The organism is Curtobacterium sp. MCBD17_021, assembly GCF_003234525.1.
GTDB lineage: Bacteria > Actinomycetota > Actinomycetes > Actinomycetales > Microbacteriaceae > Curtobacterium.
Genome location: NZ_QKTS01000005.1, coordinates 152,431 through 177,868, shown reverse-complemented (window position 1 = coordinate 177,868; position 25,438 = coordinate 152,431). Strand labels below are relative to the sequence as shown.

Below are 25,438 nucleotides of genomic sequence, written 5' to 3'. Positions count from 1 at the left end.
GGCAGCTACACCTTCCCCCACGAACGCGGGCGCCGCCGCCCGCACCGGACACCCGTGCCGACCCTCGGACCGTCCACCCCACACGACATGAACCTGAACGACATGCGCGCAGCGAACCAGGCAGGGATCTGATGCTCTGGTACCTCGGCAAGCGCCTCCTGCAACTCATCCCCGTGTTCTTCGGGGCCACGTTCCTCATCTACTTCATGGTCTTCTCGCTGCCCGGCGACCCGATCGCCGCGCTGTTCGGCGACCGACAGCCGTCGCCGCAGGTGATCGAGCAGCTCCGGGCGCAGTACAACCTGGACAAGCCGTTCCTCGTCCAGTACCTCCTGTGGGTCGGCGGTCTCTTCCGCGGTGACCTCGGGCTGACGTACTCGGGCCTCCCGGTCAGCCAGCAGCTCGCCACCGCGTTCCCGATCACGGCTCGACTCGCGCTCCTCGCCCTCGTCTTCGAGGCAGTCGCCGGCATCGTCGTCGGCGTCATCGCGGGTCTCCGCAAGGGCAAGTGGTTCGACGCCACCGCGCTCGTCGTGTCGCTCCTGCTCATCTCGGTCCCGACCTTCGTCGTCGGCTTCGTGCTGCAGTACGTCTTCGGCATCAACCTCGGGCTCTTCCGGGTGACGGTGTCCGGCCAGGCGCCGTGGTCCGAGCTCGTGCTGCCGGCGATCGTGCTCGCGACCGTGTCGTTCGCGTACATCGTGCGTCTGACGCGTGCGAGCGTCAGCGAGAACACCAGCGCCGACTTCGTCCGGACCGCGACCGCGAAGGGCCTGTCCCGTCGCCGTGTGGTCAGCGTCCACATCTTCCGGAACTCGCTCATCCCGGTCGTCACGTACCTCGGTGTCGACATCGGCAGCCTGATGGTCGGCGCGATCGTGACCGAGGGCATCTTCAACATCAACGGCGTCGGTGGGACGGTCTACAAGGCCGTCACCCTCGGCGAAGGCCCGACGGTCGTGTCGTTCGTCGCCGTGATGGTCATCATCTTCATGCTCGCCAACCTCCTGGTCGACCTGCTCTACGCCGTCCTGGACCCGAGGATCCGCTATGCCAAGTAACACCGAACCCCGTTCGGCGACGCACTACGTCGCACCGATCGAGGAGACCCCGCTGCAGGCGGTCGACCAGGTCAACGAGGACGAGAAGACCCGTTCCCTCTGGACCGACGCCTGGGAGTCGATGCGTCGTCGCCCGACGTTCTGGATCTCCGCCGTCCTCATCCTGCTCATCGTCGTCGTCGCCGTCGTGCCGGGGCTGTTCACGCACATCGACCCGCGTGCCGCGAACCTCGACTACAGCGACGAGGGCCCTCGCGCCGGTCACCCGCTCGGGTACACCCGCCAGGGATCCGACGTGTACGCCCGCGTCATCTGGGGTGCGCAGAACTCCCTGATCGTCGGCCTGCTCGCGACCGTCCTCGTGACGATCGTCGGCATCGTCGTCGGTTCCATCGCCGGGTTCTACGGCGGATGGCTCGACGCGGTCGTGTCCCGCATCGCGGACATCTTCTTCTCGATCCCGACCGTCCTCGGCGCGATCGTCATCATGTCCGTGATCCCGCAGCGCAACGCGGTGACCGTGTCCCTCGTGCTCGCGGTGTTCGCCTGGCCGCAGATCGCCCGCATCATGCGTGGCGCCGTGCTCAGCGCCAGGCAGGCCGACTACGTGACCGCCTCCGCGGCCCTCGGCGTCGGGCGCTTCCAGACCCTGGTCAAGCACGTCATCCCGAACTCGCTCGCACCGGTCATCGTCGTCGCCACCGTCTCGCTCGGCACGTTCATCGTGGCCGAGGCGACGCTGTCGTTCCTCGGTATCGGTCTGCCGCCGTCGGCGCTCAGCTGGGGCCTCGACATCGGCACGGCGCGCACGTCGATCCGCACGAACCCGTCGACGATCTTCTGGCCGTCCGCCGCCCTGTCCATCACCGTGCTCGCGTTCCTCCTCCTCGGTGACGTGGTCCGCGACGCGCTCGACCCGAAGGCGAGGGCCCGCCGATGAGCGAGACACTCACCCAGCCGAACGCCCGCACGTCCGGCACCCCCGGCGCGCCGCTGCTCGAGATCACCGACCTGCACGTGGGGTTCCAGACGCAGAGCGGCCTCGTCCAGGCAGTCCGTGGCGTGAACATGACCCTCGAGCAGGGCGAGCGCCTCGCGATCGTGGGCGAGTCCGGCTCGGGCAAGTCCACCAGCGCCCAGGCGATCATCAAGTTGCTCCCGGGCACCGGCACGATCACCGGCGGCTCGATCAAGCTGAACGGGCGCGAGCTCGTCGGCCTCAGCGAGAAGCAGCTCGCCGAGATCCGCGGCACCGAGATCGGGTACGTCCCGCAGGACCCGATGTCGAACCTCAACCCGCTCTGGAAGATCGGGTTCCAGGTCGAGGAGGCCATCAAGGCGAACGGCATGGCGACCGGCAAGTCCGCCATCCGCGCCCGGGCGATAGAGGTCCTGCAGGAGGCCGGGCTCGGTGACGCCGAGAGCCGCCTCAAGCAGTACCCGCACGAGTTCTCCGGCGGCATGCGCCAGCGTGTGCTCATCGGAATCGGTCTGTCGAGCCGTCCGAAGCTGCTCATCGCCGACGAGCCGACCTCCGCGCTCGACGTCACCGTGCAGCGGGTCATCCTCGACCACCTCGAGAGCCTGACGCGCGACTTCGGCACCTCGGTGCTGTTCATCACCCACGACCTCGGTCTCGCCGCCGAGCGCGCCGAGAAGCTCGTGGTGATGTACAAGGGGCAGGTCGTCGAGGCCGGTCCGTCGAAGGAGATCCTGGCGAACCCGCAGCACCCGTACACACAGCGTCTCGTCGCTGCTGCGCCGTCGCTCGCGAGCCGCCGCATCCAGTCGAAGGTCCAGCACCAGTCGATCGACATCGCTTCCGGTACCGGCAGCGAGGACGACGAACTCCTCGCCCGTGCCCACGAGCGTGAGAGCAAGCCGACCGAGGACCTCATCGTCGTCAAGGACCTGCAGAAGGTCTACAAGCTGCGCGGGCAGGGCGTCGCCACGCGTGAGCTGAAGGCCGTCGACGGTGTCTCGTTCTCGATCCCGAAGGGCACCACCACGGCGCTCGTCGGCGAGTCCGGCTCCGGCAAGTCGACGGTGGCGAAGCTCGTGCTGCAGCTGGAGTCGATCACGTCGGGCTCGGTGCAGTTCGACGGCATCGACATCGGCGCCCTCAAGGGCAAGGACCTGTTCGACTTCCGTCGTCGCGTCCAGCCGGTGTTCCAGGACCCGTACGGCTCGCTGGACCCGATGTACAACGTCGGGAACACGATCGCGGAGCCGCTCACCACGCACAAGGTCGGCGACAAGGCCTCCCGTCGTGCGCGGGTGCTCGAGCTGCTCGACCAGGTCGCGCTGCCGAAGTCGATGGTGAACCGCTACCCGAGCGAGCTGTCCGGTGGACAGCGCCAGCGCATCGCCGTCGCGCGTGCGCTCGCGCTCAAGCCCGAGGTCATCGTGCTCGACGAGGCGGTCTCGGCTCTCGACGTGCTCGTGCAGGGGCAGATCCTCGACCTGCTGACCGAGCTGCAGTCCGAGCTCGGCTTGACCTACCTGTTCATCACGCACGACCTCGCGGTGGTCCGCCTCGTCGCGGACAACGTCTGCGTCATGCGCAAGGGCCAGATCGTCGAGAAGGCGACGACCGACGAGGTCTTCGCCAACCCGCGTGAGCAGTACACGAAGGACCTGCTGGCCGCCATCCCCGGCGCGGGCTTCGAGTTCGGCCGCTGACCCGGACCGCTCCGCCGCCACCACGGAACGCGCCTCCCCGGTACCGGGGAGGCGCGTTCCGTCGTCTGCGGAGCGGACGGGAGGCTTGTCCTGCCGCCGCCACACATCGTCCGGTCGTCGGACGGGTTCCGCCGTCCGACTGATGTGACGAGGACCCGTCGCTCCTAGCCTGGAAGCCGCGCACCGGCGCGACGGACGGTGGGCCCGTCGTGTTCGGCGCTCCCACCGACCTGCCCACCGACGCCGACCTCACCCGGGTCGGAGATGACGAGTCACACGATGAGTAGTGTCGCCGAGAAGCTCCAGCAGAAGACGAGACGTCCCAGTGGGACGCGTCAGGTCCGACTCCGCCTGGTGTACGTCGACTTCTGGTCGATGGTGAAGCTGTCGTTCCTCATCGCCCTGGCCGTGTCGATCGTGCTCGTCGTCGCCACGGCGCTCGTGTGGGGCATCCTCGACCAGACCGGGGTGTTCGACGAGGCCGACGGGCTGTTGCAGGACGTCACCGGGCAGAGCAGCTACTCGGTCATGGACCAGTTCTCGCTGGGCCAGGTCGTCGGGTTCTCGATCGTGGTCGGCGTCCTCGACGTCGTCGTCGGGACCGTGCTGGGCGCCGTGGTCAGCGTCCTGTACAACCTCAGCGTGCGGATCACGGGCGGCGTCCTCGTGGGCCTCGCCAACGACTGAGACGTGTCGGGACCGCCGGCTCAGAGACGAGCGCCGGCCAGGCTCCCGGCGATGCCGAGCACCACCAGGGCCACGATCGCCCAGCCGTGCGCCTCGTGCACGATCGGCGCGGCCGTCACCGTGGCGGGGGGATCACCGTCGTACACGAGCGGCGGCGGGACGACGGCACGGATCTCGTCGGCCGCTGCGTCGACGTCCACCGGCACCGAGCCTCCCGGTCGGACGAGCGTGAGCCGGGCGTTCGGCCGGGGCGCGATCCAGACACGGTGCTCACCCTGGTCGGTGACGACCTCGAGCCCGTACTTCGTCCGCACCGCCCGCACGCGCCGCCAGGCGAACCGGGTGGTGCGACGGACGTCCACGACGACCAGGGCGTCCGCCGTGAGTTCGATCCGCGGTCGCCACAGCACGACCCAGGCGAACCATGCGGTGAACAGTGACGGGACGGGGACGAGCAGCGCGGCACTCGGCCCGTTGGTGACGAGGCCGATGACGACGAGGGCTGCGGCGACGACCCAGAGGGCGACGGCGAAGCGGCGCATGTTCGTCGCGACGATCCGGGCGGGCATGGGGCAAGCCTATGAGACGACCTGCGCGAGAGCGACGAGAGCGCCTCCTCGGGACCACCAACCGAGCGGACCAGACAGGCCGTGCGCGTACCGGCGGGAGACCCGATGTCCCGAGGAGGCGAACCCGGAGGTCTTCGTGCAGACCATGGTCACCCCGACGGGTCCGGCTGTCAACGGGTCGGACTGTCGACGGATCAGGCGACGAGCAGCTCGATCTGCTCGCGGATGACCTCGGCGCGCGGGAACCGCAGTCCCACGAGCCCGACGTGTCGCCAGCGGACCACACCGTCGGGACCGATGACGAACACGGAACGACGGAGTCCGAGGCCCGGGACGTGGACGCCGTAGGCACGGATGACGTCCCCACCGACGTCCGAGAGCAGGGGGAAGGTGAGCGACGACCCGCGGGCGAAGCCCTCGTGCGAGTCGAGTCCCTGCGGACTGATGCCCCACACGACCGCGCCGAGGTCGCGGAAGTCGTCGAGTTCCTCCTGGTAGGAGCAGAGCTGCGCCGTGCAGACCGGGGTCGCGTCGCCGGGGTAGAAGGCGAGCACGACGGGGCGACCGATCTCGGACGCGAGCGAGTACTCGGCGTCGGTGCGGACGCCCTGGCGGACGAGCATGCCGGGGAGGGTGAAGCCCGGCGCCGCGGACCCGGTCTCGGGGATGGCCATGGCCCAACAGTACGGTCGGTCGGTGCACTGACCCGGGGACGGCACCGCGAATCGGCTGCGAGAGCGCACACCGGATCCGACGAGGGGCCGGACGCGATGCGTCCGGCCCCTCGTGGTTCGATCAGCGGCGTCCGCTAGCCGGTGAACCCGACCTTGGTCCAGTCGATGTTCTGCGCGCCCGCGAAGGCGCCGTAGTTGGCGAGCTTCGGGTTCTGCGCGACCAGCGCAGGCTTCGCGGTGATCGGCATCGAGTGCCCGATCGCCCACACCTGCTCGTCGATCTGGTTCCAGATGGCGTTCGCCTTGTCGGTGTCCGGCTCGGACAGGGCCTTCTCGGTCAGCTTGTCGATCGCGTTCGAGCTGACGCGGCCGTAGTTCTGACCGGTGTCGCCCGAGGTGTAGATCGTCGCGCTGCTCGAGTGGAAGCCGGTCCCACCCCAGACGAAGATCGTCATGTCGTAGTTGCCCGGTGTGACGTACTGCTCGAAGAAGTCGTCGGTGGCGACGGACTTCAGCTTCAGCTCGACGCCGACCTCCTTCAGCTGCTGCTGCATGACCTGCGCCAGCTGCTGGGACGTCGGAGCGCCGGACGGGATGGTGATCGCGATGGACAGCTTCTTCCCACCCTTCGACCGGTACTCACCGTCGGTCTTCCAACCGTCGTCGTCGAGCAGTTGCTTCGCCTTCTCGACGTCGAACGTGGCGTTCGGCTTGGTGTTCGACGTGTAGCCCTTGTCCGTGGACAGGAACAGGTGGTTGTCGAGCGTGCCGAGCTTGTAGGGAAGGGTGCCGCCGATGACCTGCGCGAGCGCGTCGCGGTTCACCGCGTGCTGGATCGCCAGCCGGAGCTGCTTGTCCTTGAGCAGGCCGCTGGACGAGAAGTCCACGTGCGTGTACTGGGCCGAGGTCGACGCGAGGATCTTCGTGTTCTTCGCGTCCTTCACCCGGTCGAACCGCTCCGACGTCGTGGTCAGGACGGAGTCGATCTCCTTGTTGAGGTACGCGTCCACGTCGGCGTTGCCGTCCAGCGAGCGGAAGATGACCTGGTCGAGCTTCGGCTCGTCGCCCCACCAGTTGTCGTCCGGCTTCATCGTGACGGTGCCGGCCGTCTCGTCGAGGTCCGTGATCTCGTAGGGACCCGAGGAGACCGGGACCTTGCCCTTGTAGCCGTTGTTGAACTGCTCGGGCGTACTCGTCTGGCTCGCGGGGTAGAGCGGGCTGAACAGCGACTTCCAGTCCGAGAACGGCGTCGCGAACCGCACGACGACGTCACGGTCGGTCGCGCCCTTCGTGACGGACTCGATGTCCTCGTAGCCGGTCGCGCCGGCGATCAGGTACGCCTCGTCCTCGCCGTTCGTGGTCTTCCACTCGTTCTCGAAGTCACGCCAGGTGATCGGCGTGCCGTCGTTCCACTGCGCCTGGTCGTTGATCGTGTACTCGATCGTGAGCGGGTCGTCGCTCGTGACCTCGGCCTTGGTCACGTAGTCCCTGTTGAGCGTCGGAGCGCCCTTCGCGTCGATCGTGTAGATGAACGGCATCGTCGCCTGTTCGATCGTCGACGCGTCGACGAGTGGGCCGTCGACCTGGTTGTAGTTCCACTGCGAGACCCACTGCGAGATCGGCAGACGGAGCGTGCCGCCGTCCTGCAGGTCGGACACCGGCGTGGCGTTGATCTGAGCCGAGGTCGGCAGCGTCTTCTTGCCCGAGTCGTTCCCGCTGGTTCCGCCGGAGTCGCCGGAGCCGCCTGCGCAGCCGGTCACGGCGAGGGCGATGCCGGCGAGGGCCGCCGTCACCGCGAGGACTTTCCTGTGCTTCATGTGGTTCCCCTCTGGAAGTTGTCGTCGAGCCTAGGGCCCTCCGACGGGGGTAGAGCGCTTTTTCTGCACACGACGTCCGTTCGTTACGAAGCGGGTCGTCCGGCGACATGTACCGGAAACAAACCAGGCCCTATGGTGGCCTCCATGATCCGCTTCCTGGCGCGTCGACTCGTGTACTACGTCGTGCTCGTGTTCCTCGCGACCTCGCTGACGTACTTCCTGGCCTCGGCGACGTTCAGCCCTCGATCCGTCTACGCGGAGCGCAACCCCGCACCCTCGGCCCAGGTCATCGACGCGAAGCTCGACGACATCGGCGTCAACGACAAGACGCCGGTCGCGGTGCGGTACACGCACTGGCTCGGTGACGTCGTGCATGGCGACCTCGGGCAGACGATCCAGGACCGTTCGGTGAACGAGCAGTTCTTCCCGCGGCTCGGGGTGAGTCTCCGGCTGTTGCTCGTCGGGTCGGTCGCGGGCATCGTGCTCGGAGTGCTCGTCGGCGTGTGGAACGCGATCCGCCAGTACCGGATCTCGGACCGCGTGAGCGCGGCGATCTCGATCGTGCTGTTCTCCACGCCCGTCTTCCTCACCGCGGTGTTCCTCAAGATCGGTGCGACGAAGCTCAACCAGGACGCCGGCCGGCAGCTCGTCAACTTCACCGGGGAGGCGACCCCGGGGCTCGACGGGACACCGTGGACACTGCTCGTCGACCGCGGGGTGCACCTGCTCCTGCCGACGATCTCGATCGCCGTCGGCCTCATCGCGATCTACAGCCGGTACCAGCGGGCGACGATGCTCGACGTGCTCGGCTCCGACTTCCTCCGGACCGCCAGGGCGAAGGGACTCACGCGCGGACGGGCGACGTTCAAGCACGGCCTCCGCACCGCGCTCATCCCGATGACCACGCTCTTCGCCTACGGGTTCCTCGGCATCCTGACCGGTGCGACCCTCACCGAGAAGATCTTCGCCTGGAACGGGCTCGGGTCGTGGTTCATCGACGCGGTGAACAACAACGACGTCAACGTGGTCACGGCGTACACGCTGTTCGCGGCCGTGGTGGTGCTCGTCGCCGGGTTCCTCGCAGACCTCGCGACCGCAGCGCTCGACCCGCGCGTCAGGAGGGCATGACATGACCGACACCCGGATCGAACCCGTCGACCCGACGCTCGTCGCGCGCAGCGACGTGCCGACCCGACCGACGGGGCAGGGCAACCGGCTCCTCCAGACGGTGCGCCGGCTCTTCATGAACCGCGGTGCCGGGATCGGCGTCGTCGTCGTCCTGCTGCTGTTCGCCTTCGCCTTCATCGGGCCGCTCGTCAGCCCGTGGCAGTACTCCGAGATCGACTACACGTCGTTCACCCGGCCCCCGAGCGGCGCGCACTGGTTCGGGACGAACGGCATCGGGCAGGACGTCTTCGCCCAGACCGCGCGGGGCATGCAGAAGAGCCTGCTCATCGGGCTGCTCGTCGCGGTGTTCTCGACCGCGATCGCGGCGATCACCGGGGCAGCGGCGGGCTACTTCGGCGGCTGGGTCGACCGCATCGTGATGTTCTTCGTCGACATGCTGCTCGTGCTGCCGTCGTTCCTCATCATCGCCATCATCAGCCCGCGCATCCAGAACGCCGGATGGATCGTCCTCGTGGTCCTCATCACCGTCTTCGGCTGGATGATCACGGCACGGGTCGTGCGGGCCATGACGCTGTCGGTGAAGGAACGCGAGTTCGTGCGGGCCGCCCGGTACATGGGCATCGGGCCGTTCCGGATCATCTTCCGCCACATCCTGCCGAACGTGGCGTCGTTCCTCATCATCGACGGCACCATCCAGGTCGCGACCGCGGTGCTCGGCGAGACGACGCTGAGCTACTTCGGCTTCGGTGTCCAGGCACCGGACGTCTCGCTCGGGACGCTCATCGCCCAGAACCAGGACAACGCCCTGACGAGTCCGTGGCTGTTCTACTTCGCCGCCGGGGCGCTCGTGGTCTTCGCGATCGCGGCGAACCTCATCGGGGACGGGCTCCGCGACGCGCTGGACCCGACCTCGACGACCGGCAAGCGGCAGAAGCGCAACCGCCGTCGGGACCAGAACCAGGCGGCCGTCGACGTGGCCGCACTGAACACACAGGCCGGATCGGGCGCATGAGCGTCGCGGACGACCGGGGAAGCAGCATGAGCACCATCACGAACGGCTCGACCACGGGCGCGATCACCACGGAGCCGATCGTGCGGGTCCGGGACCTCCACGTCCGGTTCCCGACCCCGCGGGGGACCGTGCACGCGGTCCGGGGCGTGGACCTCGAACTCCGCCGGGGCGAGGTGCTCGGCATCGTCGGCGAGTCCGGGTCGGGCAAGTCGGTGACGAGCATGGCGGTCCTCGGACTCCTGCCCGACACCACGAAGGTCAGCGGGTCGGTCGAGCTCGACGGTGAGGAGCTGCTCGGCCGGTCGGACAAGCAGCTGAGCCGGCTCCGCGGGGACAAGGTCGCGATGGTCTTCCAGGACCCGCTGTCCGCGTTCACGCCGGTGTACACGATCGGCGACCAGATCGCCGAGACGGTCCGACTGCACCGCGGAGCCTCGAAGGCGGAGGCGCGAGCACGGGCCATCGAACTCCTCGAACTCGTCGGCATCCCGGAGCCGAGCCGCCGCGTGGACGCCTTCCCGCACGAGTTCTCCGGCGGCATGCGCCAGCGTGCCATGATCGCGATGGCCATGGCGAACGACCCGGACGTGATCCTGGCGGACGAGCCGACCACCGCGCTGGACGTGACGATCCAGGCACAGATCATCGAGGTGCTCCGGACCGCGCAACGCGAGACCGGTGCCGCGCTGGTGTTCGTCAGCCACGACCTCGGCGTCATCGCGGGGATCGCCGACCGGATCGCGGTCATGTACGCCGGTCGGATCGTCGAGACGGCCACGGCCGAGGAGCTCTTCGCCCGCCCGCGGATGCCGTACACGATCGGGCTCATCGGCGCGCTGCCGAGGCTCGACGCCACCGACCGGTCACCGCTCGTGCCGATCCCAGGCGCACCGCCGTCGCTCATCGGCCTGCCGGACGCCTGCCCCTTCGCGGATCGGTGCCCGTTGGTCAGCGAGGTCTGCCGGTCCACCGAGCCGGTGCTCGCGCCGCCCGTCGGCGTCGGTGACGGCGCGGACACGATCGCCGCGGCCGCCCGGACGGCGTCGGCCGGACACACCGCCGCCTGCCACCGCACGGCGGAGGTCGCCGCCGAGCACGCCGATGCCGGCCGGATCTTCTCGCTCCCCGTCATCCCGCAGGACGCCGATGCCGTCGCGTTCGAGGCGGCGCGGACCGCCCGCGAGCCCGTCGTGCACGTCGAGGGCCTGACGAAGACGTTCCCGCTCGTCAAGGGGTCCGTCTTCCGCCGCAAGGTCGGTGACGTCTACGCCGTCGACGGGGTCGACCTCGACATCCGCCGCGGTGAGACCCTCGGCCTCGTCGGGGAGTCCGGCTCCGGCAAGTCGACGACCCTGCACCAGCTCATGGACCTCGACCGGCCCGAGGCCGGCACGGTCGAGCTGTTCGGGGAGTCACTCGCCGAAGCGACCGCCCGGGGTGCTGCCGGCACCCGTGCCCTGCGGCAGCGCATCTCGATGGTGTTCCAGGACCCCTCCGCCAGCCTGGACCCGCGCATGTCGGTGTACGACGTCGTCGCCGAACCGCTCCGCGCGGTCGGTGCACCGGCGTCGCGCATCAGCGAGCGCGTGCCGGAGCTGCTCGAGCTCGTCGGTCTGCGGGCAGCCGAGGCCGACCGGTACCCGCACGAGTTCTCCGGCGGCCAGCGACAGCGCATCTCGATCGCACGCGCCCTCGCCGTCGAGCCGGACCTCGTGGTGCTGGACGAGCCGGTCTCCGCGCTCGACGTCTCCATCCAGGCCGGCGTGCTCAACCTGCTCGCCGAGCTCAAGGCACGGCTCGGACTGTCCTACCTGTTCGTGTCGCACGACCTGTCGGTCATCCGACACGTCGCCGACCGCGTCAGCGTGATGTACCTCGGTCGCACCGTCGAGGAAGGCGCCGTCGACGACGTCTTCGAGCGCCCGATGCACCCGTACACCGCGGCACTCATGTCGGCGGTGCCGGTACCGGACCCGGTCGTCGAGCGCGCACGGAAGACGATCCTGCTGCCGGGGGACCCGCCCAGCCCGACCGAGCGCCCGACCGGGTGCCGGTTCCGGTCGCGCTGCCCGCTCTACGCGCTCCTTCCGGAGGACGAGCGGCGCCGGTGCGAGCAGGAGGAGCCGGAGAAGGCGCCGCGTCGCGGCGAGGACGTCGACCACCGGGCGGCGTGCCACTACCCGGAGAAGGTGCCCTCGATCGCGGCGTAACCGGATGCCGGACGGGAGGCGGTGCGCACGGACTGCACGCCGCCTCCCGTCCGTCTCCGTGCACCGACCGCCTGCTCAGATCTTCGGGTGGTTGACGACCGGATCGTCCCACGTCGGCGGCGTCGGGTACTCACCCGGTCGGGACTCGGTCGGCCAGTCCAGCGTTGCTCGACCGTAGACGGCTGCGGACAGCGCATCGGAGTCGTTGGTCCAGAACGGTTCGCTGTAGACGTCGAGGGAGTACCGGCCGTCGACGTCGAGGGAGTACTGGATCCGCCACCCGTCCCCGGTCCACGCCCAGACCTCGTGACTGCCCGAGATCGCTCGCACTCGGAACGTCCATCCCTTCGTCCTGAAGGACTCGAGCATCGGATCGAGGTCACGCTTCGCGCCCGATGCGTGGGGCGGTGCCCACGTACGTGGTGCGTGGAGGTAGTAGCTGTTGACGAAGGTCGCGCCGAGGAGCGGTGCGACACCGTTCGATCCATCCAATGGAAGGTCGTCGCCCCTGTCCCACTCCCGTTCTCCGTGGTGTACCTGGTTCTGCGTCTCCGCGAGGAGGTGCTGCATGTGTCGGTAGCGATCCCGGTACCGGTCGAATTCCTCGTGCAGCGTGAGTTCCGCGACGTCGTCCTGCGTGAGTCCGGCTGCGTCCTCCGTCGTGTGCGCTGCTCCCGCTGCGCAGCCGGCCAGGAGTACGACCACGACGAGGGTGACGAGGGTGAGCGTCCGTCTTCGTGACTGCATCAGATCGTGGGGCGATTGATGATCGGCGTGTCCCACTCGGGCGGCTTCGGGTACTCGCCGGGAGAAGAGCGATCCGGCCATCGCAGCGGTGCTCGTCCGAACACCGCCCGGGAGAGTGCGTCGGCGTTGTTGGTCCAGAAGAGGTCGCTCGAAACGGTGAGGGAGTAGCGGCCGCTCGGTTGGATGAAGTACTCGACGTGCCAGCCGTCGTGGGCGGTGCCGTCGAGGTAGTAGGTGTCCGCGACCCGCTCGACGTGGGTGTCCCAGCCCCGTTGTGCGAAGTAGTCGATCATCGGGTCGAGGTCTGTTCTGGATCCCGTGGCTCCTTCCGGAGTCCACGCTCGGCTTGACTCGAGGAAGTAGCTGTTGTCGACGTCTGCACCGGGAAGGGGAGTGCGACCGTCTCCACCGATCCCCGGGTTGTCGTCACCACCGTTCCAGTCCCACTCGCCCTGGTGGACCGCACGCTGTGCCGCGGCCAGCACCCCCTGCATCTCCTCGTAGTGCTCCCGGTACCGGTCGAACTCCTGGTGCAAGCTGAGCTCGGCGACGTCAGCACGTGTCAGTCCAGCCGCGTCCTTCGGCATGGGGGTTCCTCCTGCTGCGCAGCTGACCGTCAGCCCGAGTGTCAGGGCAGCGACGACGATCGCGCGCAGTTCCGTCTTCATGGCCTTCATGCTGGCTCTCCGTCCGCGATGATCTCGGCGATGTGCCGTTGCGCCGTCGACCCGGACGAGAGGTACCCGACTCCGTGCCGTGGACACATCTCGTGGCCCGTGACGGCCTTCGTGCCGGGGCCGACTTCCGAGGAGAAGACCTCGACCCCAGGGAACTCCCGTGGGTCTGTACGGTTCGACCGACCGAGGGCCGCGACGTGGTCGTCCCGACCCTCGGTCGCGAACACGCGGTGGGCGTTGAGGTGGTCCGGCTTCGTGGTCTCGGTGAAGCCGACCGAGCCGTACGTGACGAAGGAGTCGATCCTGTGCCGTGCCTGCGCGAGTGCTTCCGCACCGGTCGTCGATCCGTAGGAATGACCGAGGACGGTCGTCGACCGCGGAGGGCGATCTGCGCGAGCGTCGACGACGCCGTCGAGGAACGAAGCCAGGTTCGCTCCACCAGTGGTGGCCCGGCCTCGGCCCGGCACCTCGGGGAAGGACGGTGCGCGGTAGCCGAACCAGGAGACGACAGCGAACGACGACTTCTGGTCCAGACGCGCTGCCGTCGAGAGGAGCCCGTGTGCAGCGCGTACCTTCTCCGACGCACTCCCGACCGTCGTCGTCGCGCCCGGCACGTTCACCGTCACGTTCGACGCCGTGTCGAGGTCCCCGAGCGAGATCGCGGCCACCAGGGCGCCGTTCGAGGCTCCGAACCCGACCAGCTGAGCGACCTTCGCCGACGGTGGGGCGAGCCTGGCAGCCGACTGGTCAGCGCGCTCGAGCCCGTCCCGCAACGCCACGACCTGCCGCGTGAACTCCTCGAGGTCGACCGCGCCGTACGTGTACGGCAGCCCGAGCATCCGGTACACCCGCCCCGGGTCCGCGACCGCTGCACGGAGCACCGCGCGCGAGGCGATGTCCCGCACCGCTGCCGGGAGCCCGTCGATCCCGGCGAGCTGCAGCTTCGTCGTCAGCGGCAGCGCATCGACGTCCTGGTCGGACAGGCCGAGCGCGTGCCAGGCCGCCGCGACCTCGACGGTGGTCGACGACGGGTCGAGGACGCGCTGGAGCTCCCCGGGCAGTCGGGACGCCCCGGCCACGTCGAGCACGCCGTCGGACAGGGACCCGCCTCCGGCAGCGGCGAAGGCGTCCGCGATCCGGTCGAGCCACGCAGCGTCCGCAGCGTTCTCGGCGAGGTGGTCCTCGAACCCCGGCACGAGGGTCGCGTCGTCCACCGGCACCCATGCGCACGTCCGGGTGAAGGTCACCCAGGCGTTCCGTACCCGGGTGAGTTCCTGGGCGGTGGCCGCGTCCTGTGCGCGGGCGCGTGCAGCGGACCGGCGCAGGCGTTCCGGGTCCGCGCCACTGCGGCCGCCGGACCCGCCGCTGCTCGTCCGGACCCGGGCGCGCGCGCGGAACCACGCCGTGAGCGGCGTCGGGCGGACCGGCATCTCGGACGGTTTCGGGTCGATCACCGCGTCGCTCCAGTCCAGCGCGGATCGCACCGGTGCCCCGATGCCGACGAGCACCTGGTCGCGCTGCCGTTCACGCTCGCACCATGCCGCCAGGTCGTGCTGCCGACGCTGCTCGTCGTGCGCCTGACGCCGGAGGACGTGGAGCTGCCCGGCCAGGTCGTCGAGCGCCCGGACCAGGCGGACGCGGTCCTCCGACTCGATCGTGCGCGCCTGCTCGAACAGTCGTGCGTAGGCGCCGTGGAAGTCCTGCAGGGCGTGCTCGGCGGCAGCGCGTCGAGCGGCGCCACTCGCTCGGAGTGACAGCGCGACCTCGGTCGCGCACGAGAGCAGCCGCACGGCCGCGGCGTCGTCGAACTCGATCCCCATCGTCCCCCACATCGCTCTTGCTGACGTGTAGAACGTAGCATTTCACGAGCGAGGCGACCGTCCCGGTGTGGAGAACCGAGAGCACGCCGGACCGGAGGCCCGCTGCCGGACCGGAAGCTCAGCGCCGGACCCGCACCGGGCCTCCCGGCCGGACGGGCGGGGTGGACGTGGGGCCACCGCACCGCCAGGACGGGCTAGGAGAACAGTCCGGGGAACGCCCGCGCGACGAACGGGTAGCCGACGAAGACCGTCGCGTCGAGCAGTACGTGGGTGATGACGAGGGGGAGCAGCCGCCCCCACTTCGTGTAGATCCATCCGAAGACGACGCCCATCACGGCGTTCCCGATGAACGCGCCGAACCCCTGGTACAGGTGGTAACTCCCACGCAGGACGGCGGTGGACAGGACCACCTGCCAGCGGCCCCACCCCAGGTCGCCGAGGCGGGCGTACAGGTAGCCGACGACGATGACCTCCTCCTGCAGCCCGGACCGGACGGCGGAGAGCAGCAGCACCGGGATCGTCCACCAGTACGAGTCGAGTGCAGCCGGGTCCACCGCGACGGTGATGCCGAGCGCACGTCCGGTGAAGTAGAGCGCCAGCCCGGGGACGCCGATGCCCAGGGCGATGAGCGCCGCGCCGCCGAGGTCCGGCCGAGCCCGGAACCGGTCGATGCCGAGCCGGCCGAGGTGCGGGCGGGAGGAGCTCCAGAGCAGCATGCACACGAGCGCGACGGGGGCGAGGTCGACCGCGATGCCGAGCAGCTGTCGCGCCAGGTCGACGTACTGCACCGTCGTCGTCGAGCTGTTGAGCGCCGTGGACTGGTCGCCCAGGGGTGTCGTCTGCGACAGGTCGTCGACGATCTGCAGGATCGAGTACAGCGCGCTGGCACCGAGCGAGAGCATCAGCACGACGGTGATCTCGGTCCACGTTCGCCGTCGGCTCATGCGGTGTACTCCTCCTGGTTGCGCAACTACCGGTAGACTGGCGAGTCGGGCATGGTCCCGAACTCCGTCGGGCACGTCCCGCACTCCTCGGGCTGGTCCCGAACACCTTCGGGCCGGTCCCGAAACCGGGCGCTCGCCCGATCATCTTCCGAACACAAAAGGATGTCCTGTATGGCGCTCGCCACTCGGTCCGACCTGCGCAACGTCGCCATCGTGGCACACGTCGACCACGGCAAGACCACCCTCGTCGACGCGATGCTCACGCAGACCAACTCGTTCGACGCCCACTTCGAGGGCGAAGACCGGATGATGGACTCGAACGACCTCGAGCGCGAGAAGGGCATCACCATCCTCGCGAAGAACACGTCGGTGCTCTACAACGGCAAGCACGCCGCTGAGTACGGCGCGGGTGGTCCCATCACCATCAACGTGATCGACACCCCCGGCCACGCCGACTTCGGCGGTGAGGTCGAGCGCGGCCTCTCCATGGTCGACGGTGTCGTGCTGCTCGTCGACGCGTCAGAGGGCCCCCTGCCCCAGACCCGCTTCGTGCTCCGCAAGGCGCTCGCCGCCAAGCTCCCGGTGATCCTGCTCGTCAACAAGACGGACCGGCCCGACTCCCGCATCGACGAGGTCGTCTCCGAGTCCCAGGACCTGCTCCTCGGCCTCGCGTCCGACATGGCGGACGAGGTCGACGACCTCGACCTCGACGCGATCCTCGACGTCCCGGTGGTGTACGCCTCCGGCCGTGCCGGTGCCGCCAGCCGCAACAAGCCGAACGACGGCGAGCTGCCCGACAACGCCGACCTCGAGCCGCTCTTCGAAGCGATCCTCCAGCACGTGCCGGCCCCGACGTACGACGACGAGCACCCGCTGCAGGCGCACGTCACGAACCTCGACGCCTCGCCGTTCCTCGGCCGCCTCGCCCTGCTCCGTATCTTCCACGGCACGATGAAGAAGGGCCAGACGGTCGCGTGGGTCAAGCACGACGGCACCGTCCAGAACGCCCGCATCACCGAGCTCCTCATCACCAAGGCGCTCAACCGGTTCCCGGCCGAGTCCGCGGGCCCCGGTGACATCGTCGCCGTCGCCGGCTTCGACACGATCACCATCGGTGAGACCCTGAGTGACCCGGAGGACGTCCGTCCGCTGCCGACCATCACGGTCGACGACCCGGCGATCTCGATGACGATCGGCACCAACACCTCGCCGCTCGTCGGCAAGGTCAAGGGCCACAAGCTCACCGCGCGTCTCGTCAAGGACCGTCTGGACCGCGAACTCGTCGGCAACGTCTCGCTCAAGGTCGTCGACATCGGCCGGCCGGACGCCTGGGAGGTCCAGGGTCGTGGTGAGCTCGCGCTCGCCATCCTGGTGGAGCAGATGCGTCGCGAGGGCTTCGAGCTCACGGTCGGCAAGCCGCAGGTCGTCACCAAGCGTGACGAGAACGGCAAGCTGCAGGAGCCGTACGAGCACATGACGATCGACACGCCGGAGGAGCACCTCGGCGCCATCACCCAGCTCATGGCCGCCCGCAAGGGCCGCATGGAGAACATGGTGAACCACGGCACCGGGTGGATCCGGATGGAGTTCATCGTCCCGTCGCGCGGCCTGATCGGCTTCCGGACGTCGTTCCTCACCGAGACCCGTGGCACCGGCATCGCGAACGCGATCTTCCACGGTTACGACGACTGGGCCGGCTCGATCCAGACCCGCATCAACGGCTCGATCGTCTCGGACCGTTCCGGTGTGGTCACGCCGTTCGCCATCACGAACCTCCAGGAGCGGATGACGTTCTTCGTCAACCCCACCGAGGAGGTCTACGAGGGCATGGTCATCGGCGAGAACTCGCGCGCCGACGACATGGACGTGAACATCACCAAGGAGAAGAAGCTCACCAACATGCGGTCGGCCAACGCCGACACGTTCGAGTCGATGACGCCGTCCCGGCAGCTGTCGCTCGAGGAGTGCCTGGAGTTCGCCCGCGAGGACGAGTGCGTCGAGGTCACGCCGGACGCCGTCCGCATCCGCAAGGTCGAGCTCGACGCGCAGGCACGCCAGCGCGCCTACGCCCGCCTGAAGCGCCAGGACGCCTGAGCACCAGCACCGCCCAGGAGGCCCGTCCTCCGTCCGTCGGCCCGGTCACCTCTCCAGGTGGCCGGGCCGTCGGCGTCCGTGCAGGACGCGTCCGAGCCGGGGGATACGGTGGTCGGGTGACTCTCGACCTGCTCTCGATCTACCAGGACCTGCACGCCCACCCGGAGCTCGGGTTCCAGGAGCACCGGACCGCCGGTGTCATCGCCGACCGGCTGGCGGAGATCGGTGGCGTCACGGTGACGCCCGGGGTCGGTGGCACCGGGGTCGTCGGGGTGCTCGAGAACGGCGACGGCCCGGTCCTCTGGCTCCGCGCCGACATGGACGGTCTGCCCGTGCAGGAACGCACCGGACTGCCGTACGCCAGCACGTACCGCGGCACCGACGAGGACGGCAACGAGGGCCCGACGATGCACGCCTGCGGACACGACATGCACGTGACCTGGCTGCTCGGGGCCCTGGAGCGCCTCGTCGCCACCACCGGGGACTGGCGTGGCACGGTGGTGGCGGTGTTCCAGCCGGCGGAAGAGGTCATCTCCGGTGCACGGGCCATGATCGAGGACGGCCTCGTCGAGCGCTTCCCGGAGCCGACCGTCGTGCTCGGACAGCACTCCGCTCCGGCGCCGGTCGGGGTGGTCGCGGTCGGTGCCGGTGCAGTGATGGCGTCGAGCGACCGCTTCACGGTGACGTTCAACGGCCGTGGGGCGCACGGCTCGGCCCCCCAGGCGTCCCTCGACCCGATCGTCACCGCTGCGTCCGCCGTCGTCCGGCTGCAGACGATCGTGTCGCGCGAGGTCCCCCCGAGCGACGCCGGTGTCGTCACGGTCGGTTCGTTCCACGCCGGCACACGGCCGAACATCATCCCGGACACCGCCGTGATCGAGATCTCGACGCGAGCCCGGAACGAGGAGACCCGGGCGCGGATCATCGCGTCGATCGAGCGGATCGTCCGGGCCGAGAGCGAGGCCGGGGGACTGGCCGAGCCGACGATCGAGCGTGCGCCGGGAGCGGACGTCCTCGTCAACGACCCCGAGCAGGCCGCCGTCGTCCTGGCCGCCGTGCGCGCCGTCGTGCCGCACGCCGTCGACATGGAGTCGGGGCTGGCGATGGCGTCGGAGGACGTCGGACAGCTCGCCACCGCAGCCGGCGCCCCGATCGTGTACTGGTTCACCGGCATCACCGACCCCGAGCTGTTCCGCCGCGGTGCGGAGATCCCGAGCAACCACTCGCCGTTCTACGCACCGCAGGCGGAGACGTCGATCCCGGTCGGGGTCGACGCCCTTGTCGCGGCGGCCCGGGCCTACCTCTCCTGAGGCACGCCGAGGCGACTTCCCAGCGAACCCACCACGAGTGCGCCGTCCGGCCGGTTACGGTACCGGCATGCGTCGCCCGATCCGCACCTCACTGACCGCCGCCGTCGCCGCCGGCATCGCACTCGCCGGTCTCAGCGGCTGCTCGTCGGACGCCGTGCGCCAGGCGACCGACCTCGGCTCCTCGGTCGCGTCGAGCGTGAGCGAGGGGGTCGACGGCATCGACGGAGCCGCGATCGAGCGGGGCATGGCAGACGTCGCGGGCGGGATCGACGGCGCGCTCGACACCGCCCTGCGCGGTGCGGACGTGACGAGCGACGGCCAGGTCCCCGACGGGTTCCCGTCGTCGGCCGTCCCGCTCGTCGACGGGAGCGTGCTCGGTGGTGGATCCGGCCCGGGAGGCTCTGGCTGGGTCGTGCAGGTCCGCACGGCCTCGGTCGACGACTTCGCAGCCGCGGCCCAGCAGCTCGCGGACGCCGGGTTCACGGCGTCGGCGGAGCGGACCGACCGGTCGAGCGCGTTCGGGATGTTCCGGAGCGAGGACCACCGAGTCGTCCTGACGTTCTCGCAGGCGGACAGCGGCGCCACCGCGACGTACATCGTCACCTCGCGCTGACGCCGGGTCCGGACGGCCGACACCGGGCTCCCGGACCGCTTCCCGTACGCTTGCAGGCGATGTCCACGGCACCGACCACGCGCCCCGAACGCGTCCTCTTCGTCCACGCGCACCCCGACGACGAGACGCTGTCGTCCGGCGGCACGATCGCGACCCTGCTCGAGCTCGGCGCCCACGTCACGGTCCTCACCGCCACCCGGGGGGAGCGCGGCGAGATGCTCACCGCGGAACTCGCACCGCTCGCCGGGGACGGCCGGCGCGTCGCGGCCCACCGCGAGACCGAGATCGCGGCGGCGCTCGCGGCCCTCGGCGGCCCGGCGCACCTGTGGCTCGGCGGCCCGGGTGCCCGGCCGACGGACCTGCCCGAGCGTCGCTACACCGACTCGGGCATGCAGTGGGGCCCGGACGGCCGCGCCACGGCCGCGGGTGACGCCCCCGCGGACTCCCTGACCCGGGCGGACCTCGGCGAGGTCGTCGACGACATCCGTGCTGCGATCCGGTCGACGGGTGCCGACGCGGTGGTGAGCTACGCGGACGACGGCGGCTACGGACACCCGGACCACCTCCGCGTGCACGCTGCCGCCCGGTACGCGGCCCGGGCGGAGGAGGTCGCGTTCTCGATGATCGTCGACGCGGACTCCGGGCTCGCGGACGTCACGGTCGACGTCCTCCCGGTCCGCGGCAAGGTCCGGGCCGCGCTCGAGCAGTACCGGAGCCAGATCACGGTCGACCCCGCCGACCCGTCCGAGCCCGGCCGGCTGTCCTACGTGATGCCACACGGCGTGCGCCAGGCCGTGCCGGCGCAGGAGGGCTTCCGGCACGACCAGGCCCCCGTCCCGACGGCACCGCAGACCTTCGTCGAGATGTCCGGTCCCGGTCGGGCTGCCGCCGTCGTCGTCACCGCGGCGGTCGGGCTGCTCGTCGGTGGCCTCGGCACGATCACGCACCAGCAGACCGTCGCGCTCGGGTCGTGGAGCGCCGCACCGATCGGCATGGTCCTCACCGCGCTCATCGTCATCGGGGTCGTGGTGGGCGTCCGCTTGTTGTACCGGTCGCGTCTGCTCGTCGCGGCCGTGGGCATCGGGATCATCCTCGCCACCCAGGTGCTCGTGGCCGTCGCCGGATCGAGCTCGCCGCTCGTGCTCGCGAACACCGCCGGGTACGTCTGGACCTTCGGGCCGGCGGTCGTCGCGATGCTCGTGCTGGGCTGGCCGGACCTCTCCGGGCTCCGGGTCCGTCCCGCGCCAGAGGCTGCCCGGTCCGAGGTCGCAGCCCCGCACGGGTAGACTCGCAGTCGCTCAACCCCGGAAGGGAGCACCCGCTCGTGACCTACGTGATCGCTCAGCCCTGTGTCGACGTGAAGGACCGTGCGTGCATCGACGAATGCCCCGTGGACTGCATCTACGAGGGTGACCGGTCGCTCTACATCCACCCCGACGAATGCGTCGACTGCGGTGCGTGTGAGCCGGTCTGCCCGGTCGAGGCCATCTACTACGAGGATGACCTCCCCGAGGAGTGGGCCGACTACTACAAGGCGAACGTCGAGTTCTTCTCCGAGATCGGGTCGCCCGGCGGTGCCGCCAAGGTCGGCGTGATCCACGCGGACCACCCGGTCGTCATGGCCCAGCCCCGGGCCTGACGCCCGTGGCGCTCGACCTGCCCGACTTCCCCTGGGACCAGCTCGCTCCGTACAAGCAGCGGGCGACGGCGTACGAGGGCGGGATCGTCGACCTCAGTGTCGGTTCGCCGGTCGACCCGACGCCCGACGTCGTCCGTCGCGCGCTGGCCGAGGCGACCGACGCCCACGCCTACCCGCAGGTCGCCGGCACCCCGGCCCTGCGCGAGGCCATCGCCGCCTGGTACGGCCGACGTCAGGGCGTGCAGCTCACCGCCGACCACGTCCTGCCGACCATCGGCTCGAAGGAATTCATCGCCGGCCTCGCGCTCTGGCTGGGGCTCGGCCCGGGGGACACCGTCGTCTTCCCCGAGGCCGCGTACCCGACCTACGAGCTGGGCGCCGCACTCGTGCGCGCCGAGGCCCTCGCGGCCGACGACCCGGCGTCGTGGCCGACGAGCACGAAGCTCGTCTGGCTGAACTCCCCGGGCAACCCCGACGGGCGCGTCCTCTCGATCGAGCAGCTCGGTGCCGCCGTCGAGCGCGCGCGTGAGCTCGGTGCCGTCATCGTCGGCGACGAGTGCTACGCCGAGCTCGGCTGGGACGCCCCCCACGACACCACGCCCACCCCGACGATCCTCGACGCCCGCGTGGTGGGCGACTCGTTCGACGGTGTCCTCAGCGTGTACTCGCTCTCGAAGCAGTCGAACCTCGCCGGGTACCGGGCGGCCTTCGTCGCCGGTGACCCCCGACTCCTCGCCGACGTGCTCGCGATCCGCAAGCACACCGGCATGATGCCGCCACTGCCCGTGCAGCAGGCGATGGTCGTCGCGCTCGAGGACCAGACCCACGTGCAGCAGCAGAAGGCCCGGTACCGCAACCGGCGCACCGTGCTCCGGACGGCACTGGAGCGAGCGGGGTTCCGCATCGACGCCAGCGGCGCCGGCCTGTACCTGTGGGCGACCCGCGACGAGCCAGCCCTCGACACCGTCGCGTGGCTCGCCGACCGCGGCATCCTCGTCGCTCCGGGGACGTTCTACGGTGCCGCCGGAGCGCGGCACGTCCGCGTCGCCCTGACGGCGACGGACGACCGGATCGCGGCAGCCGCCCAGCGACTCGCCAGCGCAGGGCGCGTGACGGGCGGCTGACGGGCCTCCAGACCGACTCCACCCACCGACCCGGCGTCCGCGCAACCGTGTTTCCACACCAACCGACGGTCTCCGGGCTGTACCGGATCGACAGTCGCCGCCGTTAGGCTGTCCAGCGTGACTGACACTGCCAACGACGCTCAGAAGACGGCCACACCGCCCACGACGCCCGTCCCCGTGAGCCCCGGCGCCGGACAGGCGACCGAGACGGCCACGCTGACGTACCCGGGCGGGCAGGCGGAGTTCCCGATCCTGCCGAGCGTCGACGGCGCCTCGACCGTGGACATCTCCACGTTCAAGAAGCAGACCGGGATGAACACGCTCGACTACGGCTTCGTGAACACCGGCTCGACGAAGAGCGCCATCACGTACATCGACGGCGACCAGGGCATCCTGCGGTACCGCGGCTACCCGATCGACCAGGTCGCCTCGAACTGCACCTTCCTCGAGGTCGCCTGGCTCCTCATCTACGGCGAACTGCCGACGCCCACCGAACTCGAGGCGTTCGACAGCAGGATCCGGCGGCACACGCTGCTGCACGAGGACCTCCGCCGGCTGTTCGACGCGCTCCCGCACTCGGCGCACCCGATGTCCGTCCTGTCCAGCGCGGTCAGCGCCCTGTCGACGTACTACGAGGACGACATGGACGTCGACGACCCCGAGAAGGTCGAGCTGCAGACCGTCCGGCTCCTCGCGAAGCTGCCGGTCATCGCCGCGTACGCCCACAAGAAGGCCATCGGGCAGGCGTTCCTGTACCCGGACAACTCGCTGTCCTTCGTCGACAACTTCCTCCGGCTCAACTTCGGCACCATGGCCGAGCCGTACGAGCCGAACCCGGTGCTCTCGAAGGCGCTCGACCGGCTGCTCATCCTGCACGAGGACCACGAGCAGAACGCCTCGACCGCCACGGTGCGCCTGGTGGGGTCGACGAAGGCGAACATGTTCGCGTCGATCTCCGCGGGCATCAACGCGCTCTACGGGCCGCTGCACGGCGGTGCGAACGAGGCCGTGCTCGAGATGCTCCAGCAGATCAAGGACTCCGGCGAGCCCGTCACCCGCTTCGTCGAGCGCGTGAAGAACAAGGAGCGCGGGGTCAAGCTCATGGGCTTCGGACACCGCGTGTACAAGAACTACGACCCGCGCGCGAAGCTCGTCAAGGAGTCCGCCGACGAGGTGCTCGAGGCGCTCGGGGTGCAGGACGACCTGCTCGACATCGCGAAGGAGCTCGAGCAGATCGCGCTCGAGGACGAGTACTTCGTCAGCCGCAAGCTCTATCCGAACGTCGACTTCTACACCGGCATCATCTACAAGGCGATGGGGTTCCCGCCGCGCATGTTCACGGTGCTGTTCGCCATCGGCCGCCTGCCGGGTTGGATCGCCCAGTGGCGCGAGCTCAACAACGACCCGCTCAACAAGATCGGGCGCCCGCAGCAGCTGTACGTGGGGCACCCGAAGCGGGACCTGCCGCACCGCTGACACCCTGACGGGCTGACGCACGTCCTGCAGGAGGTCTCGCTCTCGCTCGCCGACCGGGTCAGCGCCCACCAGCACGAGATCGTGGACCACCGTGAGCGGTTCGACACCGCGCGCGAACAGGGAGCGAGCGGCGCCACGGACGCGTCGAGCACGCCCTAGGCGTGCAGCGCCGTGTTGAGCTGGATCCCCTCGCCCTTCCGCTGCAGCGCCTCCACCGCACCCGTCAGGGAGTTGCGGCGGAACAGGACGTTCGGCGCGTCCGACAGCTCGGCGGCCTTGACGGTGCGTGGCGTGCCGTCCGGGTTCGGGGCGGCTCCGACCAGGACGACCTTCGTCCCCGCGGTGACGTACAGCCCCGCCTCGACCACCGAGTCGTCCCCGAGCGAGATGCCGAGGCCGGCGTTCGCCCCGAGGAGCGCGCGGGCGCCGAGTCGGACACGGTGCGTGCCGCCGCCGGACAGGGTGCCCATGATCGACGCGCCGCCGCCGATGTCGGTGCCGTCGCCGACGACGACGCCCTGCGAGACCCGGCCCTCGATCATCGCCTCGCCGAGGGTGCCGGCGTTGAAGTTGACGAAGCCCTCGTGCATGACGGTGGTACCCGGGGCGAGGTGCGCGCCGAGCCGCACCCGGTTCGCGTCACCGATCCGGACCCGGTCCGGCACGACGTAGTCCACCAGCCGGGGGAACTTGTCGATCGCGTGCACGGCGATGCCGGCGCGCTGCAGGGCCGGGCGGAGGCGGGTCAGCGCTCCGGGGTGCACCGGGCCGGCGTTGGTCCAGGCGACGATCGGCAGGTGGCCGAAGACGCCGTCGAGGGAGATCTCGTTCGGCCGCACGTGCAGGTGGCTGAGCAGGTGGAGGCGGAGGTAGGCGTCGGGCGTGCTCGTCGGAGCGTCGTCGATCACGATGTCGATGGTGACGACCTCGAGCCGGACCTCGCGGACGGGGTCCTCCCCGGCCGCGGCCTGCAGGTCGGCGGGCACCGCTGCGTCCGCTGGGCGCTCGCCGAGGGACGTCGACGGGAACCAGGTGTCGAGGACCGTGCCGTCGGCGGCGATCGTCGCGAGGCCGTGGCCCCAAGCGGAGGTCGGGCGGGGGTCGGCGGTCGTGTCGGTCGAGTCGGTCACGGCACCAGGGTACCGAGGTGCCGG

General features: G+C 69.8%; 22 protein-coding genes. 14 read left to right on the top strand and 8 right to left on the bottom strand.

The genetic code is table 11. From position 1 onward, the window contains the following. Positions 1 to 131: 131 nt before the first annotated feature. From DEI83_RS06990 to DEI83_RS06975, 4 genes are all read left to right on the top strand, one after another. Entirely contained in the window at positions 132 to 1,061 is a 930-nt protein-coding gene (locus DEI83_RS06990) for an ABC transporter permease (RefSeq protein WP_111081053.1), read from the top strand. Then, positions 1,051 to 2,001: an ABC transporter permease gene (locus DEI83_RS06985; protein WP_111081052.1), complete on the top strand. Its 951-nt coding sequence runs from the start codon at positions 1,051 to 1,053 to the stop codon at positions 1,999 to 2,001. Before DEI83_RS06990 ends, DEI83_RS06985 begins: the two co-directional genes overlap by 11 nt. Beyond that, a complete protein-coding gene (locus tag DEI83_RS06980; protein ID WP_111081051.1) occupies positions 1,998 to 3,743 on the top strand; it encodes an ABC transporter ATP-binding protein in 1,746 nt (581 codons plus the stop codon). The genes DEI83_RS06985 and DEI83_RS06980 overlap by 4 nt, the downstream gene beginning before the upstream one ends. 279 nt (positions 3,744 to 4,022) lie before the next feature. After that, complete coding sequence (locus tag DEI83_RS06975; protein ID WP_111081096.1) at positions 4,023 to 4,430, top strand: DUF3566 domain-containing protein; 408 nt, start codon at positions 4,023 to 4,025, stop codon at positions 4,428 to 4,430. A gap of 20 nt (positions 4,431 to 4,450) precedes the next feature. Here the strand turns inward: DEI83_RS06975 and DEI83_RS06970 are convergent, their stop codons facing one another. From DEI83_RS06970 to DEI83_RS06960, 3 genes are all read right to left on the bottom strand, one after another. Further along, positions 4,451 to 4,999, bottom strand: a complete 549-nt coding sequence (locus DEI83_RS06970; RefSeq protein ID WP_111081050.1) for a PH domain-containing protein — start codon at positions 4,997 to 4,999, stop codon at positions 4,451 to 4,453. Positions 5,000 to 5,193: 194 nt separating this feature from the next. Continuing rightward, positions 5,194 to 5,673 (bottom strand): peroxiredoxin, encoded by a 480-nt coding sequence (locus DEI83_RS06965; RefSeq protein WP_111081049.1) that lies wholly within the window; start codon positions 5,671 to 5,673, stop codon positions 5,194 to 5,196. Positions 5,674 to 5,807: 134 nt separating this feature from the next. After that, a complete protein-coding gene (locus DEI83_RS06960) occupies positions 5,808 to 7,490 on the bottom strand; it encodes an ABC transporter family substrate-binding protein (RefSeq protein WP_146243261.1) in 1,683 nt (560 codons plus the stop codon). Between the two features lie 144 nt (positions 7,491 to 7,634). Here DEI83_RS06960 and DEI83_RS06955 point away from each other — a divergent pair, with 144 nt between their 5' ends. Genes DEI83_RS06955 through DEI83_RS06945 form a run of 3 tightly spaced genes read left to right on the top strand, consistent with a single transcriptional unit; the run spans position 7,635 to position 11,840 of the window. Then, positions 7,635 to 8,618, top strand: a complete 984-nt coding sequence (locus tag DEI83_RS06955) for an ABC transporter permease (RefSeq protein WP_111081095.1) — start codon at positions 7,635 to 7,637, stop codon at positions 8,616 to 8,618. Position 8,619: 1 nt separating this feature from the next. After that, a complete protein-coding gene (locus DEI83_RS06950; RefSeq protein WP_111081047.1) occupies positions 8,620 to 9,630 on the top strand; it encodes an ABC transporter permease in 1,011 nt (336 codons plus the stop codon). 26 nt (positions 9,631 to 9,656) lie between these two features. After that, positions 9,657 to 11,840 (top strand): ABC transporter ATP-binding protein, encoded by a 2,184-nt coding sequence (locus DEI83_RS06945; RefSeq protein ID WP_111081094.1) that lies wholly within the window; start codon positions 9,657 to 9,659, stop codon positions 11,838 to 11,840. A gap of 75 nt (positions 11,841 to 11,915) precedes the next feature. On the opposite strand, the gene DEI83_RS06940 is transcribed toward DEI83_RS06945, so the two are convergent. From DEI83_RS06940 to DEI83_RS06920, 4 genes are all read right to left on the bottom strand, one after another. Beyond that, positions 11,916 to 12,587, bottom strand: coding sequence for a hypothetical protein (locus DEI83_RS06940; protein WP_111081046.1), 672 nt, complete (start codon positions 12,585 to 12,587; stop codon positions 11,916 to 11,918). After that, positions 12,587 to 13,255, bottom strand: coding sequence for a DUF4148 domain-containing protein (locus DEI83_RS06935; RefSeq protein WP_146243260.1), 669 nt, complete (start codon positions 13,253 to 13,255; stop codon positions 12,587 to 12,589). The genes DEI83_RS06940 and DEI83_RS06935 overlap by 1 nt, the downstream gene beginning before the upstream one ends. Before the next feature lie 5 nt (positions 13,256 to 13,260). Next, complete coding sequence (locus DEI83_RS06930; protein WP_181431111.1) at positions 13,261 to 15,084, bottom strand: alpha/beta hydrolase; 1,824 nt, start codon at positions 15,082 to 15,084, stop codon at positions 13,261 to 13,263. A 194-nt stretch (positions 15,085 to 15,278) separates the two neighbouring features. Further along, entirely contained in the window at positions 15,279 to 16,028 is a 750-nt protein-coding gene (locus tag DEI83_RS06920) for a CPBP family intramembrane glutamic endopeptidase (protein ID WP_111081042.1), read from the bottom strand. Between the two features lie 171 nt (positions 16,029 to 16,199). Here DEI83_RS06920 and typA point away from each other — a divergent pair, with 171 nt between their 5' ends. From typA to DEI83_RS06885, 7 genes are all read left to right on the top strand, one after another. Then, positions 16,200 to 18,122: a translational GTPase TypA gene (gene typA / locus DEI83_RS06915; RefSeq protein ID WP_111081041.1), complete on the top strand. Its 1,923-nt coding sequence runs from the start codon at positions 16,200 to 16,202 to the stop codon at positions 18,120 to 18,122. 116 nt (positions 18,123 to 18,238) lie between these two features. Next, complete coding sequence (locus tag DEI83_RS06910) at positions 18,239 to 19,432, top strand: amidohydrolase (RefSeq protein ID WP_111081040.1); 1,194 nt, start codon at positions 18,239 to 18,241, stop codon at positions 19,430 to 19,432. Between the two features lie 67 nt (positions 19,433 to 19,499). Then, positions 19,500 to 20,045, top strand: coding sequence for a hypothetical protein (locus DEI83_RS06905; RefSeq protein ID WP_111081039.1), 546 nt, complete (start codon positions 19,500 to 19,502; stop codon positions 20,043 to 20,045). Positions 20,046 to 20,104: 59 nt separating this feature from the next. Beyond that, positions 20,105 to 21,331, top strand: coding sequence for a PIG-L family deacetylase (locus DEI83_RS06900; RefSeq protein ID WP_111081038.1), 1,227 nt, complete (start codon positions 20,105 to 20,107; stop codon positions 21,329 to 21,331). 38 nt (positions 21,332 to 21,369) lie between these two features. Continuing rightward, positions 21,370 to 21,684 (top strand): ferredoxin, encoded by a 315-nt coding sequence (fdxA, locus tag DEI83_RS06895; RefSeq protein ID WP_111081037.1) that lies wholly within the window; start codon positions 21,370 to 21,372, stop codon positions 21,682 to 21,684. Between the two features lie 5 nt (positions 21,685 to 21,689). Beyond that, the gene (dapC, locus tag DEI83_RS06890) at positions 21,690 to 22,808 is read left to right on the top strand and encodes a succinyldiaminopimelate transaminase (protein WP_111081036.1); all 1,119 of its coding nucleotides are present in this window, start codon (positions 21,690 to 21,692) and stop codon (positions 22,806 to 22,808) included. A 177-nt stretch (positions 22,809 to 22,985) separates the two neighbouring features. Then, positions 22,986 to 24,284, top strand: coding sequence for a citrate synthase (locus DEI83_RS06885; protein WP_111081035.1), 1,299 nt, complete (start codon positions 22,986 to 22,988; stop codon positions 24,282 to 24,284). Positions 24,285 to 24,439: 155 nt separating this feature from the next. On the opposite strand, the gene dapD is transcribed toward DEI83_RS06885, so the two are convergent. Continuing rightward, positions 24,440 to 25,414, bottom strand: a complete 975-nt coding sequence (gene dapD, locus DEI83_RS06880) for a 2,3,4,5-tetrahydropyridine-2,6-dicarboxylate N-succinyltransferase (protein ID WP_111081034.1) — start codon at positions 25,412 to 25,414, stop codon at positions 24,440 to 24,442. Between the last annotated feature and the right edge of the window lie 24 nt (positions 25,415 to 25,438).

Bases quoted from the DNA above. Each gene is read 5' to 3' on its own strand.
- DEI83_RS06960 (WP_146243261.1), bottom strand. From the start codon at position 7,490: ATGAAGCACAGGAAAGTCCTCGCGGTGACGGCGGCCCTCGCCGGCATC.
- DEI83_RS06930 (WP_181431111.1), bottom strand. From the start codon at position 15,084: ATGGGGATCGAGTTCGACGACGCCGCGGCCGTGCGGCTGCTCTCGTGC.
- DEI83_RS06970 (WP_111081050.1), bottom strand. From the start codon at position 4,999: ATGCCCGCCCGGATCGTCGCGACGAACATGCGCCGCTTCGCCGTCGCC.
- DEI83_RS06940 (WP_111081046.1), bottom strand. From the start codon at position 12,587: ATGCAGTCACGAAGACGGACGCTCACCCTCGTCACCCTCGTCGTGGTC.
- DEI83_RS06900 (WP_111081038.1), top strand. From the start codon at position 20,105: ATGTCCACGGCACCGACCACGCGCCCCGAACGCGTCCTCTTCGTCCAC.
- DEI83_RS06965 (WP_111081049.1), bottom strand. From the start codon at position 5,673: ATGGCCATCCCCGAGACCGGGTCCGCGGCGCCGGGCTTCACCCTCCCC.
- DEI83_RS06920 (WP_111081042.1), bottom strand. From the start codon at position 16,028: ATGAGCCGACGGCGAACGTGGACCGAGATCACCGTCGTGCTGATGCTC.
- DEI83_RS06975 (WP_111081096.1), top strand. From the start codon at position 4,023: ATGAGTAGTGTCGCCGAGAAGCTCCAGCAGAAGACGAGACGTCCCAGT.
- DEI83_RS06990 (WP_111081053.1), top strand. From the start codon at position 132: ATGCTCTGGTACCTCGGCAAGCGCCTCCTGCAACTCATCCCCGTGTTC.
- typA (WP_111081041.1), top strand. From the start codon at position 16,200: ATGGCGCTCGCCACTCGGTCCGACCTGCGCAACGTCGCCATCGTGGCA.
- DEI83_RS06955 (WP_111081095.1), top strand. From the start codon at position 7,635: ATGATCCGCTTCCTGGCGCGTCGACTCGTGTACTACGTCGTGCTCGTG.
- DEI83_RS06905 (WP_111081039.1), top strand. From the start codon at position 19,500: ATGCGTCGCCCGATCCGCACCTCACTGACCGCCGCCGTCGCCGCCGGC.
- DEI83_RS06950 (WP_111081047.1), top strand. From the start codon at position 8,620: ATGACCGACACCCGGATCGAACCCGTCGACCCGACGCTCGTCGCGCGC.
- DEI83_RS06985 (WP_111081052.1), top strand. From the start codon at position 1,051: ATGCCAAGTAACACCGAACCCCGTTCGGCGACGCACTACGTCGCACCG.
- DEI83_RS06935 (WP_146243260.1), bottom strand. From the start codon at position 13,255: ATGAAGACGGAACTGCGCGCGATCGTCGTCGCTGCCCTGACACTCGGG.
- DEI83_RS06945 (WP_111081094.1), top strand. From the start codon at position 9,657: ATGAGCACCATCACGAACGGCTCGACCACGGGCGCGATCACCACGGAG.
- DEI83_RS06980 (WP_111081051.1), top strand. From the start codon at position 1,998: ATGAGCGAGACACTCACCCAGCCGAACGCCCGCACGTCCGGCACCCCC.